Origin of the sequence: Pseudoclavibacter endophyticus (assembly GCF_008831085.1) — a bacterium.
In the GTDB taxonomy this organism is placed as follows: domain Bacteria; phylum Actinomycetota; class Actinomycetes; order Actinomycetales; family Microbacteriaceae; genus Pseudoclavibacter; species Pseudoclavibacter endophyticus.
On sequence record NZ_WBJY01000003.1, the window covers coordinates 85,980 to 99,919 of the forward strand.

The 13,940-nt window shown below is 70.0% G+C and carries 11 protein-coding genes; 6 read left to right on the forward strand and 5 right to left on the reverse strand.

Annotated features, from left to right (window positions below):
- Window positions 1-27 precede the first annotated feature (27 nt).
- The 3 genes from katG to F8O04_RS12635 all read right to left on the reverse strand — a co-directional run bounded on the left by katG (window position 28) and on the right by F8O04_RS12635 (window position 4,019).
- Window positions 28-2,244 (reverse strand): catalase/peroxidase HPI, encoded by a 2,217-nt coding sequence (katG, locus tag F8O04_RS12625; protein ID WP_158029750.1) that lies wholly within the window; start codon window positions 2,242-2,244, stop codon window positions 28-30.
- A 132-nt stretch (window positions 2,245-2,376) separates the two neighbouring features.
- Window positions 2,377-2,886: a Fur family transcriptional regulator gene (locus tag F8O04_RS12630; protein ID WP_158029751.1), complete on the reverse strand. Its 510-nt coding sequence runs from the start codon at window positions 2,884-2,886 to the stop codon at window positions 2,377-2,379.
- An 80-nt stretch (window positions 2,887-2,966) separates the two neighbouring features.
- Window positions 2,967-4,019 carry an LLM class flavin-dependent oxidoreductase gene (locus F8O04_RS12635; RefSeq protein WP_158029752.1) on the reverse strand — a complete coding sequence of 351 codons (1,053 nt, stop codon included), beginning with the start codon at window positions 4,017-4,019 and terminating at the stop codon, window positions 2,967-2,969.
- 120 nt (window positions 4,020-4,139) lie between these two features.
- Between F8O04_RS12635 and F8O04_RS12640 the strand changes: the two genes are divergently transcribed.
- The 3 genes from F8O04_RS12640 to F8O04_RS12650 all read left to right on the forward strand — a co-directional run bounded on the left by F8O04_RS12640 (window position 4,140) and on the right by F8O04_RS12650 (window position 6,268).
- Window positions 4,140-4,649 carry a GyrI-like domain-containing protein gene (locus tag F8O04_RS12640; RefSeq protein ID WP_188726439.1) on the forward strand — a complete coding sequence of 170 codons (510 nt, stop codon included), beginning with the start codon at window positions 4,140-4,142 and terminating at the stop codon, window positions 4,647-4,649.
- Between the two features lie 185 nt (window positions 4,650-4,834).
- Window positions 4,835-5,599: an NAD(P)-dependent oxidoreductase gene (locus F8O04_RS12645; RefSeq protein ID WP_158029754.1), complete on the forward strand. Its 765-nt coding sequence runs from the start codon at window positions 4,835-4,837 to the stop codon at window positions 5,597-5,599.
- Window positions 5,600-5,698: 99 nt separating this feature from the next.
- Window positions 5,699-6,268, forward strand: a complete 570-nt coding sequence (locus F8O04_RS12650; protein WP_158029755.1) for a dihydrofolate reductase family protein — start codon at window positions 5,699-5,701, stop codon at window positions 6,266-6,268.
- Between the two features lie 60 nt (window positions 6,269-6,328).
- Here the strand turns inward: F8O04_RS12650 and F8O04_RS12655 are convergent, their stop codons facing one another.
- Complete coding sequence (locus F8O04_RS12655; protein WP_158029756.1) at window positions 6,329-7,378, reverse strand: carbon-nitrogen hydrolase family protein; 1,050 nt, start codon at window positions 7,376-7,378, stop codon at window positions 6,329-6,331.
- A gap of 189 nt (window positions 7,379-7,567) precedes the next feature.
- Here F8O04_RS12655 and F8O04_RS12660 point away from each other — a divergent pair, with 189 nt between their 5' ends.
- The 3 genes from F8O04_RS12660 to F8O04_RS12670 all read left to right on the forward strand — a co-directional run bounded on the left by F8O04_RS12660 (window position 7,568) and on the right by F8O04_RS12670 (window position 12,447).
- Window positions 7,568-8,557 carry an AraC family transcriptional regulator gene (locus F8O04_RS12660; protein ID WP_158029757.1) on the forward strand — a complete coding sequence of 330 codons (990 nt, stop codon included), beginning with the start codon at window positions 7,568-7,570 and terminating at the stop codon, window positions 8,555-8,557.
- Window positions 8,558-8,570: 13 nt separating this feature from the next.
- Window positions 8,571-11,210 (forward strand): DEAD/DEAH box helicase, encoded by a 2,640-nt coding sequence (locus F8O04_RS12665; RefSeq protein WP_158029758.1) that lies wholly within the window; start codon window positions 8,571-8,573, stop codon window positions 11,208-11,210.
- Between the two features lie 613 nt (window positions 11,211-11,823).
- Complete coding sequence (locus F8O04_RS12670) at window positions 11,824-12,447, forward strand: hypothetical protein (RefSeq protein ID WP_158029759.1); 624 nt, start codon at window positions 11,824-11,826, stop codon at window positions 12,445-12,447.
- A gap of 41 nt (window positions 12,448-12,488) precedes the next feature.
- Here the strand turns inward: F8O04_RS12670 and F8O04_RS12675 are convergent, their stop codons facing one another.
- A complete protein-coding gene (locus tag F8O04_RS12675; RefSeq protein WP_158029760.1) occupies window positions 12,489-13,736 on the reverse strand; it encodes a TerC/Alx family metal homeostasis membrane protein in 1,248 nt (415 codons plus the stop codon).
- Between the last annotated feature and the right edge of the window lie 204 nt (window positions 13,737-13,940).

Below are 13,940 nucleotides of genomic sequence, written 5' to 3' on the forward strand. Positions count from 1 at the left end.
TGGCCGCCCGCGCCCGTGTGCTGCGACCTAGATGTCGAACCGGTCCTGCTCGACGACCTTCGACCACGCGGCGACGAAGTCCTTCACGAACTTCTCATGCGCGTCGTCGGCGCCGTAGACCTCGGCGATCGCGCGAAGTTCGGAGTTCGCGCCGAAGACGAGGTCGACGCGGCTTCCCCTCCAGAGCTTCTCGCCGGTCGCGCTGATGCACTCGTAGACGGTGGCCGACTCCGAGGGGCCGTCGACGGGCTTCCACGTGTTGCCGAGCTCGAGAAGGTTGACGAAGAAGTCGTTCGTCAGCTGCCCCGGGCGGTCCGTGAAGACGCCGACGTCGGAGGCCTCGTAGTTCACGCCGAGCATGCGCAGGCCGCCGACGAGCACCGTGAGCTCGACGGGGGTGAGCCCCAGCAGGCTCGCCTTGTCGAGCAGCAGGAACTCGGCGGGCAGCGGTAGCCCGTCCTCGAGGTAGTTGCGGAACCCGTCGTGCTGCGGCTCGAGGTACGAGAACGACTCGGCGTCGGTCTGCTCCTGCGTCGCGTCGCCGCGGCCCGTGGAGACGGGCACCGTGACGGGCACGCCGGCGGCCGCAGCGGCTTGCTCGACGCCGACTGCGCCGGCGACCGCGACGACGTCGGCGAACGACGCTCCGTACTGCGAGGCGATGCCCTCGAGCACGGGGATGACCGAGGCGAGCTTCGCGGGCTCGTTCGCGGTCCAGCTGCGCTGCGGCTCGAGGCGCAGGCGCCCGCCGTTGACGCCGCCGCGGTAGTCGCTGACTCGGTGGCTGGATGCCGCGGCCCACGTCGTCGACACGAGCTGCGAGACCGTGAGGCCCGACTCGGTGACTGCCTGCTTCACGCGGGCGAGCTGCTCGTCCGTGAGGGGCGTGCCGTGCGGCACCGGGTCCTGCCAGAGCAGATCCTCCTCGGGCACTTCGGGGCCGAGGTAGCGGTCCTTGGGGCCCATGTCGCGGTGCGTGAGCTTGAACCAGGCGCGAGCGAACGCATCCTCGAACGCCGCCTGGTCGTCCTTGAAGCGACGCGAGATCTTCTCGTACTCGGGGTCGAAGCGCAGCGACAGGTCGGTCGTGAGCATGCGGGGCTCGCGGCGGCCGTCGCCCTGCGCCATCGGCACCATGTCGGAGCCACCGCCGTCGATGGGGCGCCACTGCACGTGGCCGCCCTCGTTCACGAACTTCTCCCACTCATATGCGAACAGGATGTGGAAGAACTCGTTGTCCCAGCGCGTCGGGTGGTAGGTCCAGGTGACCTCGATGCCCGAGCCGATCGCGTCGTTGCCGTGGCCAGTGCCGAAGCTGCTCTGCCAGCCCAGGCCCTGGTTCTCGAGCGGAGCGGCCTCCGGGTCCGGTCCCTTGTGCGACTCCGGGCCGGCGCCGTGCGTCTTCCCGAACGTGTGACCGCCGGCGATGAGGGCGACGGTCTCTTCGTCATCCATCGCCATGCGCTTGAAGGTCTCGCGGATGTCGCGCGCGGCCGCGATCGGGTCGGGCACGCCCTCTGGCCCCTCGGGGTTGACGTAGATGAGGCCCATCGTGGTCGCCGCGAGCGGCTTCTGCAGCTCGCGGTCGCCGGAGTAACGCTTGTCGGTGCCGAGCCACTCGGTCTCGGAGCCCCAGTAGACGTCGCTATCGGGCTCGTACACGTCGACGCGGCCGCCCGCGAAGCCGAAGGTCTTGAAGCCCATGGTCTCGAGGGCCACGTTTCCCGTGAGGATGAACAGGTCGGCCCACGAGATCTTGCGCCCATACTTCTTCTTGACCGGCCACATGAGGCGACGCGCCTTGTCGAGGCCGACGTTGTCGGGCCACGCGTTGAGCGGCGCGAACCGCTGCTGGCCTTCACCACCGCCGCCGCGGCCGTCCTGCACGCGGTACGTGCCGGCCGAGTGCCACGCCATCCGGATCATGAACGGCCCGTAGTGGGCGAAGTCGGCCGGCCACCAGGGCTGCGAGGTCGTGAGCACCTCGGCGATGTCGGCCTTGACGGCAGCGAGGTCGAGCGACTGGAACTCGGCGGCGTAGTCGAGGTCGGCGTCGAACGGGTCGCGGGCCGGCTGGTTCTTGGCCAGGATCGAGAGGTTGAGGCGGTTCGGCCACCACTTGTCGTTGGTGTTGCCGTTCACGGGGCTCACGAGCGCGGGGGCCGCAGGCGCTGCCTCATTGGCGGCTTGGCTACTGCCGAAGCCCATCGGGCAGGTCGCGGCCTCGGTTTGGGTGTCTGTCATGCTGATCCTTTCGTGCTGACGACTGGCGAGGTTGATCGTTGGGTCGGGGGTCTTCTTCGTCGCGGGCGCTCCTGGCGGGCGCTCCTGGCGGGCGCTCCTGGCGGGCGCTCCTCGCGGGCGCTCCTTGCGGGGCTACTCGTGGGCGGCGGGCGGGCGGTCGCCGGCGTCGTGCTCGTCGGCCTCGAGTTTGGCCGAACACGACGGGCACAGGCCCCAGAAGGTGACGTCGGCCTCGTCGACGCGGAACCCGTGGTCGTGGCTCGGCGTGAGGCAGGTCGACTCGCCCACGACGCAGTCGACGTCGACGATCGAGTGGCACGCGCGGCACACGAGGTGGTGATGGTTGTCGCCGACTCGAGTCTCGTAGCGCGCGACGGACCCCGACGGCTGGATGCGGCGCAAGATGCCCGCCGATGTGAGGGTGTGCAGCGTGTCGTAGACCGCCTGGTGCGACACGTCGGGCAGTTCTTCGCGCGCCGCCGCGATGACCACCGCGGTCGAGGCGTGCGGATGCTCGGCGACGGCCGCAAGCACGGCGAGGCGCGGCTTCGTCACGCGGAGTGATGCGGTGCGAAGAACCTGCGACCCGTCGTGGGCCCGTACCTGGCCGGCGGTCGTCGTCGAACGCTGTCCAGGGGTCATGCCCTCATGGTCTCGCCTTTTCTTGAAAGAGTCAAAACTAGGCGTGTCGGGGTGATACCGCCGGGCACGAGCCCGAATGGTCAACCTGCGCGGTGCGCCGGCGCGCGCTCCGCGTCGGCGTGGGCACCGGAGGGCTGCCATGAGATCGCCGGGGCCATGGCGCCGGATGCCGCGGTCAGCTCGAGCGATCGGATGCGGCCCTCGACGGTGTCCGACTGGAAGGCGATCATGATCTCGTCGGCCCCGGTCTTCGCCGCGAAGTCGTCGAGCCAAGCGCCGACCTGTTCGCTCGTGCCGACAGCGGTGTAGCGCATCATGTCGGCGATCTGTCGGCCCTGGGGCGAAGCGATGATCGCGTCGAGCTGCTCGTCGGTGTAACGCTCGGCGTGGTTGATGAAGCGTCGGGCGCGCTGGCGCAGCACGCGGTCGCGCGTCGTCTCGGCCTCGGTCTCGTCCTCGGCCGCGATCACGTTGGCGCCGACGATGACGCGCGGCTCGTCGATCACGCCCGAGGGCTCGAACCGCTCTCGATACGCCGCGACGGCCTGCATGAGTGCCTGGGGCGCGAAGTGCGACGCGAACGCGTAGGGCAGGCCGAGAGCGGCGGCGAGCTGGGCGCCGAAGAGTGACGAGCCGAGGATGTGCAGCTCGACGTCGGTGCCCGCGCCGGGGTACGCGCTGACGCCCTCGACGACGCTCGCGCCCCGCAGGTAGGCCTGCAGCTCGACGACGTCTTGCGGGAAGCTCTCGGCGCTCATCGCGTCGCGGCGGAGCGCGTGCAGGGTGCGCTGGTCGCTGCCTGGCGCGCGCCCGAGCCCCAGATCGATGCGACCCGGATGCAGCGTGGCGAGCGTGCCGAACTGCTCGGCGATCGTGAGCGGCGAGTGGTTGGGCAGCATGATGCCGCCCGCGCCGACGCGGATGCGTTCGGTGCGGCTCGCGATGTGCTCGATGAGGACCGAGGTGGCGCTCGAGGCGATTTCGGCCATGTTGTGGTGTTCGGCGTACCAGACCCGCTCGAATCGGTGCCGCTCCGCTGCTTGGGCGAGGCGGACGGAGGCGGCGAAGGCGTCGGCCGGGGTTTGCCCCGGGGCGACGAACGCGAGGTCGAGCACTGAGAGCGGGGTAGTCACGCACGGGACAACGCCCGAGGCGCCGAAAGATTCCTCGAGCATCCCCGCCGCGTCTGGCACGCTAAAGGAGGCGGTCTGAACTGTCCGCCTCGAGCCGCCACCGACGAAGCTGGAGCCCACGTGACCCACGAAGCGATCCCCGCCGCCCCCCGACTCGAGCCCGAGCTCGTTCGCCTGCCCGAGCAGCCGACGATCGCCGTGCGGTACCACCTCGAATCCCAGGAGGGCATCGAGCAGCGCTTCGACGAGGGGTTCCAGGCGATCGGCGCCGCCCTGAGCCGAGCCCAGCTGCAGCCGGCGGGACCAGCATTCGCCCACTACGACCGCATGCCGACCGAGCCGTTCACGGTCGAGCTCGGCTTCCCGACCGACGCCGAGTACGCGGGCCTCGAGTTCCCCGGCGACACGAAAGTGATCACGTCGAAGCTCTCGGGCGGGCACGTCGCCACGCTCAGCCACCTCGGCGGCTTCGACGGGCTCGGCACCGCGTGGGAGCGCCTGCTGCAGTGGGCCGCGGCGCACGGGCACCGGCCCGTCGGCCACTTCTGGGAGGTCTACGTCACCGAGCCGACGCCGGACATGGACCCGTCGACGCTGCGCACCGACCTGTTCCTGCCCGTCTCGAGCTAGGGCGCGCTCGTCGCACGCGGTGAATCGCCACGGTCGTCGGCGATCGGTGCCGTCCGCGGTCCTCGATGATGAGCTTGAGACCGGAATTCGGGTGATACGACTACGACGCCGCGGAGTCGTCCCACGTCGCGTCGACTGACGCCGCGGCCTGGTGAGACACCGGTGCGGAAGGGATCATGGCAGGCATGGCACGCATCTCGATTCTCCACCCCGGCGCCATGGGCGCGGCCGTCGGTCATGCGCTGCGCGATGTCGGCCACGACGTCGGGTGGCTGCCCGAGGGCCGCAGCCCCGCCACGGCCAACCGGGCCTTCGCGGCCGGTCTCGCGCCCTGGACCGACGTCGGCGCTGCCGACGTCGTGATCTCCCTGGTGCCGCCGGCCGCCGCTGTCGAGACCGCTGCTCGGGTCGAGGGATTCACCGGCATCTACGTCGACGCCAACGCCATCAGCCCCGGCCGGAGCGCAGAGGTCGCAAGCATCGTCCGCAACGGTGGCGCGACCTTCGTCGACGGCGGGGTCGTCGGGCCTCCGCCGACCGAGAACGGAACCACGCGGCTCTACCTCTCCGGCGACGAGGCGGTCCGAATCGCTGCCCTCTTCGATGGCTCGCGCGTCGAGGCGGTGACGGTCGAGGCGGGCGAGTTCGGCGCATCCGCCGTCAAGATGACGTACGCGTCGTGGACCAAGATCAGCGCCGCGCTCGTGCTCGCTGCCGACGGCACGGCCGAGGCGTACGGCGTCGCCGATATCCTGCACGCCGAATGGGCCAGATCGCAGCCGGACCTCGCGCGTCGTCTCGAACGCGCACGGTCGAGCGCCGTCGCGAAGGGCTGGCGCTGGGACGATGAGATGCGTCAGATCGCCGCGACGTTCGGCGAAGTGGGGCAGCCGCGCGGGCTCGGCGAGGCTGCCGCCGACATCTACGGGCGGTACGAACGACCCGAGTGACGGCGCGTCGCGGCGCACGGCTGCCTCAGCCCGACAGGCCGCCGATCGAGCGGGAGACCTCTTGCCCGATTTGTCGGAGGGTCGTGTTGGGCTACGCACATGACCTCTTTCGTCTACAGCACCGCCACGACCATCACCGGCCACATCGCCGATCAGAACCACTCGCTCGACTGGCTCTTCGCCGTCGAGTCGACCGATGTTGGCATCGAGAACCGGCTCGACACGTCCGGCGCCCTCGTCATGGGCCGCAGTACGTACGAGTGGCTGCTCGCGCACGAAGACGTGCTCGACAACCCCGAGAAGTGGCTCGGGTTCTCCGGTGAGCGTCCCGTGTTCCTGTTCACGACCAGCGAGGTGAAGCTGCCCGAGCGGAGCGATATCCGGGTCCGGCGCGGCGACGTGGCCGAGGTACTGCCTGAAATCCGCGAGGCTGCGGGCGACGCCGACGTGTGGATCGTCGGCGGGGGAGACCTCGCCGGCCAGTTCTCCGACGCGGGTGCGCTCGACGAGATCGAGTTGCACCTCATGCCCGTCGCGCTCGACGGCGGCCAGCCGGTGTTCCCGCGCCGCGTCGAATCGGATCGCCTCTCGCTCATTGATGCTCGCAAGGCCGGCCAGATCTCATGGCTGCGATTCGCGGTGGATGCTCCGGGCCGGGCAGACGCGTAGGGGCCACGGTCCTCGTCCGATCAACACCGAACGGAAACGGAGGCGCGCGTGGAGTCAGCGCTACGGCGTCTCCACTGCAGACACGGCCTCCGGTTCGGACGCATCCTGGCTGGGCGCCGAAGCGTCCTGTCGCGGTGCACTCGCGAAGGTCGAGTCGAGGTCGCGAGGCCGCAGAACGGGGCGCCGCGGCTGTTGGTTAAGCACGAGCTGTGTCGCGTCGGGGCGCGCATAGTGGCCGGCAGGGTCGACCGTGTTCTTGGCAAGGTCGATCGCGGCGAGGTCGATGTCGGCGTACACGATGCCCTCGGCCATCGGGTCGAGGGGCTCCGTGAGCAGCGACGAGTCGGGTCCGTACACGCGCGCGAAGCCGCCTCCGCCCGTGTAGACGGGGGTCGGGCCACCGTCAGCCGTCGGGAAAGCGCGCGCACCTTCGTCGCTCATAATCTGCGTCGCCATGGCGACGAATGTGCCGCCCTCGAGCGCGTACGTGAGCGTCGTCGCGAGCAGGGCATCCGGGCTCAGCGCCGGCACGGTGCCAAGGATGCCGAGGCACGGCCAGCCGGCGACGTGAACCTGCTCGTTCTGCGCGTACATCGCATACTTCGTGAGCGGCTGCAGGTGCTCGAAACAGTTGAGCGCGCCCAGTCGGCCGACGGGGCTGTCCACCACGGCGAGGTCGCTGCCGTCGCCCTCGCCGAACAGGGTGCGCTCGGCGTGGGTCGGCTTGAGCTTGCGCCGGTGCTGCAGCACCTCGCCGTCCGGGCCGATGAGCTGCTGGCTCATGAAGAGCGACCCGGCGTCCTTCTCGCTGAAGCCGACGACGACCGTGACCCTCGCGCGGCGTGCCGCCTCCCGGATGCTCCTCAGTTCGGGCCCGTCGGCGGCCGGAGAGTTCGCGTGGTAGCGAGCCACGAACGGAGCCTGCTCGAACACCGGATACGACCACAGGAACACGGGATAGCCCGGGATCCATGTCTCGGGAAAGGCCACGAGCCGCGCCCCGCCGGCGCCGGCCTCCTCGATGAGGCGGATCGTCTTCTCGGTGGTCGCTTCCATTTCGAGCCACACGGGCTCGGCCTGCACGGCGGCGATACGGATCGTGGAGGTCATGGCATGGTCCTTTTCTTCGTTGAATCTTGGCCCGCGCTCACGCTACGAGGCGGCGGCGGGATGCTCACTGGCGTTTTCTGCATCACCGGTGGCGTTCTCTGCCTCGCTTGCTAGCTTCGGTCGCACAGGCTCGCGCGCGAGGTCGGGCCGCGTTCCGCCCGCGAACTCGTGACTGGAAGGAGCGGTGGCATGGAGGTTGCGACGGCCGACAGCATCACTGAGTGGCGCGACCTCTCGAGCGCCCGGTTCGTCGAACTCGAGTGCCGGTCGCCAGTTCCCGCGTTTCGCGCGAGCATCGAGACGCGCTCGCTCGGTCGGCTCGCCTCCGTCTCTCGCGTGCGCTCGCGAGCGATTGGCGTCGAGCGCACGCTGCGACAGACGCGCGCAGATGCCCGCGACGACGTGCTCGTGACCGTTCAGCTCGCATCGACCGGTGCCGTATCGCAGTTCGATCGTGTCGCGGTGCTCACGCCTGGCTCGGCCGCGCTCTACGACACGCGCTTCCCGTATCGGCTGTCGATGCCGCGCGATGGGCAGGATCTCGCGGTGGTGCGGCTCTCGCGCCCGGCGCTAGGGCTCGGTGACGCGGCGATTCGACTCGCGTGCGCCAGGGCGCTCTCGGCGTCCGCACCTGGCATGGCGGCTTTCGGGGGATACGTCACCGGACTCGTGGCCGATCACGGGAGTGTGGAACGGATCGACGCCGAGCTCGGCGTCGTGCTCGGGCAGCTGCTGTCGAGCGTCGTGCGGTCCGCCGTGGGCGCGGTCCGGCCGCCCGCGGGCGACGACGACGTCGCACTGCTCGCCGTGCTTAGGGCGCACGCGGTGTCGAACGCGCACGATCCCGACCTCGACGTGCCGGCGCTCGCGCGCGCCTGCTTCGTTTCGGTGCGGAGGGCGTACGCCGTTTTCGAAACCGCTGGTGAATCACCCGGAGCTTTTCTTCGGGCCGTGCGCCTCCGTCTAGCCGCAGCCATGCTGCGTTCCTCCGAGACCGCGTCGCTGTCGACAGCAACCGTCGGTGAGCGGTGTGGCTTTCGCGACGCGAGTACATTCACGCGGGCGTTCCGGCGCTCCTACGGCATGACGCCGTCCGAGTGGCGGAGGGGTGTCGATCCCGGGGCGCTCGTGACGTCGTCGTGCGCTCCGCAGCGTCGCCACGCCGGCACCGATGGGTGACAGACTCGAGGGGATGACTGCTGAAGCTGCGAGCGCGAGCGACACCGCGCACCCCCTGCCCCTGCCCCTGCCCGAGCGGCTGCCGGGCCGCGGCGGTGGCGCACTCGCCAGCGCCGTCGGCGCCTATGACGCGGACGCCGTTTACGACGCGTTCGTCGGCTGGGCGGAAGACCGCGGCATTGCGCTGTACCCGGCGCAGGACGAGGCGGCGATGGAGCTCGCCGCCGGCAACCACGTCGTCCTCAGCACGCCGACGGGCACGGGCAAGTCGCTCGTTGCCGTCGCGGCCCACGCGGTCGCCATCGCGCGCGGCGAACGCACCTATTACACGGCGCCCCTCAAGGCGCTCGTGAGCGAGAAGTTCTTCGACCTCATCGACATCTTCGGCGCCGAGCGGGTCGGCATGGTCACGGGCGACTCGTCTGTCAACGCGGACGCGCCCATCATCTGCTGCACCGCTGAGATCCTCGCGAATCAGGCCCTGCGCGAGGGCGCCGACGCCGACGTCGGCCAGGTGGTCATGGACGAGGTGCACTTCCTCGGCGAGTCCGACCGCGGCTGGGCATGGCACGTGCCGCTCATCTCACTGCCGAGGGCGCAGTTCCTGCTCATGTCGGCGACCCTCGGTGACGTCTCCGAACTCAGTGACGATCTCGAGCGCCGCACGGGTCGTGAGGTTGCGCACGTGACGGGCGTCGAGCGCCCCGTGCCCCTCGACTTCGCCTACGTCGACACGCCCGCGCACGAGACCGTCGAGCAGCTCCTGAGTGACGGCAAGGGCCCGGTCTACGTCGTGCACTTCTCTCAGGCCGCGGCCGCCGAGCGGGCACAGGCGCTGACGTCGATCCGGATCGTCGATCGCGCGGGACGCGACGCGATCGCCGAGGCCATCGGCGGGTTCCGGTTCAACACCGGCTTCGGCAAGACCCTCTCGAAGTACGTGCGGGCGGGCATCGGCGTCCACCACGCCGGCATGCTCCCGCGCTACCGGCGGCTCGTCGAGACCCTCGCGCAGCGCGGCCTGCTGCGCGTGATCTGCGGCACCGACACGCTCGGCGTCGGCATCAACGTGCCCATCCGCACCGTCCTGTTCACGGCGCTCACCAAGTTCGACGGCGAGCGCATGCGCCAGCTCTCGGCCCGCGAGTTCCACCAGATCGCGGGCCGCGCCGGCCGCGCCGGGTACGACACCGCAGGCTCGGTCGTGTGCCTCGCGCCGGAGCACGAGATCGAGACGGCCCAGGCCGTCCGCAAGGCCGGCGACGATGAGCGCAAGCGCAAGAAGGTCGTGCGCAAGAAGCCGCCGGCCGGCTTCGTGAGCTGGGGGCAGAAGTCGTTCGAGAAGCTCATCGGCGGGGAGCCCGAGCCGCTGCGGCCGACGATGCGCATGACGGCCGCCATGCTCATCAACGTGATCGCCCGCGGCGGCGACGTCTACGATCACGTGCGCACCCTCATCCGCGACAACCACGCGACCCCCGCGCAACGCTACGAGCTCGCGCGACGGGCCATCGCCATCTTCCGCACCCTCGTGATCTCGGGCGTCGTCGTCATCGACCGCGATCAGCCGCTGCCGAACGGGCGTCCATCGATCCGCCTGACCGTGCACGTGCAGCCGAACTTCGCCCTCAACCAGCCCCTCTCGCCGTTCGCGCTCGCGGTCATCGACATGCTCGATCCCGAAGACGACGGCACTGACCAGGGCCCGGGCAGCGGCAACTTCGCGCTCGACGTCGTGAGCGTCATCGAGGCGACGCTCGACGACCCTCGCCCCGTGCTCTCGCAGCAGCAGTTCAAAGCGCGCGGTGAAGCCGTCGCCGCGATGAAACAGGAGGGGATCGACTACGACGCCCGCATGGAGGCGCTCGAGGAGATCACGCACCCGCGGCCGCTCGCGGAGTTGCTCGAGGAGGCGTTCGAGACGTTCGCCGAGACGCAGCCGTGGGTGCGTGACTTCGAGCTTCGTCCAAAATCAGTCGTGCGAGACATGTACGAGCGCGCCATGACGTTCACCGAGTACGTCTCGCACTACGGACTCGCTCGCAGCGAGGGCCTCGTGCTGCGTTACCTCAGTGACGCCGACCGCGCCATCCGCCAGACGGTGCCGGACGACGACAAAAACGAAGAGCTGCACGAGCTCATCGAGTGGCTCGGCGCCCTCGTGCGTCAGGTCGACTCGAGCCTCGTCGACGAATGGTCCGAGCTCGTCGATCCCCGCCCCGCCGCCGAAGGGGAGGCGCCGATCGTGCCCCCGGCGCCGCCGAGCATCGTGCAGAACCGGCGGGCGTTCACCGTGCTCGTGCGCAACGAGCTCTTCCGGCGCATCCAGCTCGCCGCCACGGAGCGCGACGACGAGCTGACGGCCCTCGACCCCGGCGTCGACTGGCCCGACTTCCTCGACCGCTACTTCGCCGAGCACGACGATATCGGCACCGACGGGTCGGCGCGCTCGCCACGGCTGTGCGAGATCGATGAGTCGGATGCCCACCGGCGCGACGAGAAGGGCGAGCCGTCTGGCGTGTGGCGTGTCACGCAGATCATCGACGACCCGGCCGGCGACCACGACTGGCGTATCGAGGCCGAGGTCGACCTCGTCGCGTCGGGGGAGGCCGGGGAGGCCATCGTGACGGTCACGGGGCTCGTGCACCTCTGAGGCGACCGCCGGGTGCTCCCGCCGCAGGGGTGTGACGGGCGCCGGGCGTGACGGGCGCCGGGGCATGACGGCCGCCGCCGCGCGGTTTCGAGGGGCGGGGTCAGGTCGTGGATCGGGCGCTGGCGCCCCGCGGCGGCGCGTGCACAGGGCGCGAACGCGTGCGGATGAGGGCCCTCTCATCGAGCCCTCACACGTGCCTCACCCCGCGTTCGTAGGTTCCCTCTTATCGGCCCGAACAGGCCGTACCGGTGCGGGCCGAGTCGTTCGCAACCGGCCGTGTCAGCACCGGCTCCCCGGAAAGGCCGCTATGACCCCCGTCGACAGCACGACACATGCCCCGCACCGTGCCCGCCGGGCGAGGTCGACCACCGACGCGACCCAGCCGTTCGGGCGCCCGGGACGACACCCTCGGCGGGCAGCGCCCCCGGTTACCGAGTCCGCGCCCTTCTGGGCCTCGGTGCCGCGAAATACCGCCGCCGTCGATGAACCGCCGTTTGATTCGGCGGGCGGCGAGACCCCGTACCCCGACTCGACGCCACGCACATCATCCGCCCGCCCATCGGCGCCCGACGGTGCAGCATCCACCCGGGCCGGGCGTCCCTGCCGCGAGCGAATGCTCGAAACCGGCCGGGTCGTGGGGGTCGTCGCCGCGTGCCTCGCCGTGCTCGTCATGGCGGCGTCGCTCGCGCTGCGCTCCGTGGCGTCGACGGCCGCAGTCGACACGGTCGAGCGGGTGGCCGCCGAGATCATGCTCTTCTCGCAGACAGCGGTCGATCCGGCGACGGGCGGGGCGTTCCAGAGCGCCGACCGATTCATCGAGGTGTACCTGTCGCAGCGCGTCGCGGGGCGGGGCGAACTGCTCGCCGGCACCTCGAACGGCGGCGAGCGACTCGCCCTCGTGCGAGGCGACGGCGCGCATGACCTCTCGGCGATCAGCGATGAGGCTCGCCTGCAGGTGCTGGCGCCTGGCTCGGCGGGCACGACATCGTCGGCGGGCGTCGGCGCGATCACGTGGCGAAACGTCAAGGTGCACGCGGGTGACACCCGCGGCTTCGTGGCCGTCGTCGTCTTTCACGCCGCCGAATCGGCCGCGGCGGCCTGGTCGGCATTCGGATTGGCGGCGCTCGCCGTCCTCGCCCTCGTCGCGGTCGGCCTCACGACATGGCGGGTGTCGCGCCGTCCGCGCCGAGATCGGCGCGCACGTCCGAGTGGAGGGGATGCGACGGCCCTGGCGTGACCCCGCGACGGGAGATGCGAACGGGCCTGCGCGTCACGCGGTCACCGCTCGCCGGTGCCGCCCTCGCGCCCCGCCCGTGCGCGACGGAGCACCTCGTCTGCCACGCCATCGGCCGTGTGCCCGGCAGCGTCGCCTGCGGCCGGCAGGCCGGCGGCTGGTGCGTCGCCGGTCGCCGGGACTGCCGCGGCGCCGCGGTCGGGGTCGGTCTCGGCGTCACCGGGCGCGGCGAGCCGGCCGTCCACGTCGTCGCCGTGCGCCGCACCGGTCGCGTCGCCCCCCGCGTCGGCGCCGGAGCGGCCGCTCCCGCCGGGCTCGGCCGTGTCCTTCTGGGTGCTCGAGTAGATGAGGCTTGCGACGGTGGCGACGATGAGCACGCCGAAGATGAACACGAGCGAGAACCAGATCGGGATCTCGGGGATCCACTCGACGTGCTCGCCGCCGTTGATGAACCACACCTCGTTCTCGTGCAGGGCGTGGAAGAGCAGCTTGACGCCGATGAAGCTCAGGATGAACGCGAGGCCGAGGTCGAGGAACACGAGGCGCTGGAGCAGGCCTCCGATGAGGAAGTACAGCTGGCGCAGGCCGAGCAGGGCGAAGGCGTTCGCCATGAACACGAGGTAGGGCTCCTGCGTGATGCCGAAGATCGCGGGGATCGAGTCGAGCGCGAACAGCACATCAACGGCCCCGAGTGCCACAACGACGAGCACGATCGGCGTCAGCGCGCGCTGCCCGTTCTCGACGATGGTCCACTTGTCGCTGTTGTAGTTGTCGCTCGTGCGGATGAACCGCCGCACGATGTTCACCCACCCGGGCATCTCCAGGTCGTCGTGCTTGAACGACTCGATGGCCTGCTTGACGCCCATGTAGAACATCCAGGCGGCGAAGATGTAGAACACCCATGCCCACGCGTCGAGGAGCGCGGCACCGGCGATGATGAACGCGGTGCGCACGACGAGCGCGATCGCGATGCCGATGAGCAGCACCTTCTGCTGCGCCTCTTTCGGCACCTTGAAGCTCGTCATCATGATGAGGAAGACGAACAGATTGTCGACCGAGAGCGCTTTCTCGGTGGTGTACCCGGCGATGAACTCGCCCGCGTGCTCCCAGTCCCACACGAAGCCGAGCCCGACCATGAACAGCACCGAGATCACGATGTAGAAGACCGACCAGAAGCCCGACTCTCTCAACGACGGCTCGTGCGCGTGGCGCACGTGCGAGTAGAAGTCGAAGATGAAGAAGCCGACGATGCCGGCGATCGAAATGCCCCATACCCAGAGCGAAACGTCCATGGACTATCCCTTCACACGGGCCGACCTCGAAAAGGTAAGCGGGGTCGGCCGATCGGTGAAGGTCTCTTCCGCCGATGAGATCGGCCGATGCCCCGGGCGGCCGACTGCGGCTCCGTGATGACGAGGACATCGCGAGAGGAATACTCCCCTTCGGCGGCGAGGTTACACGAGTCGATCGACGAAGCCGAGAGCGTGTCGGTAGAT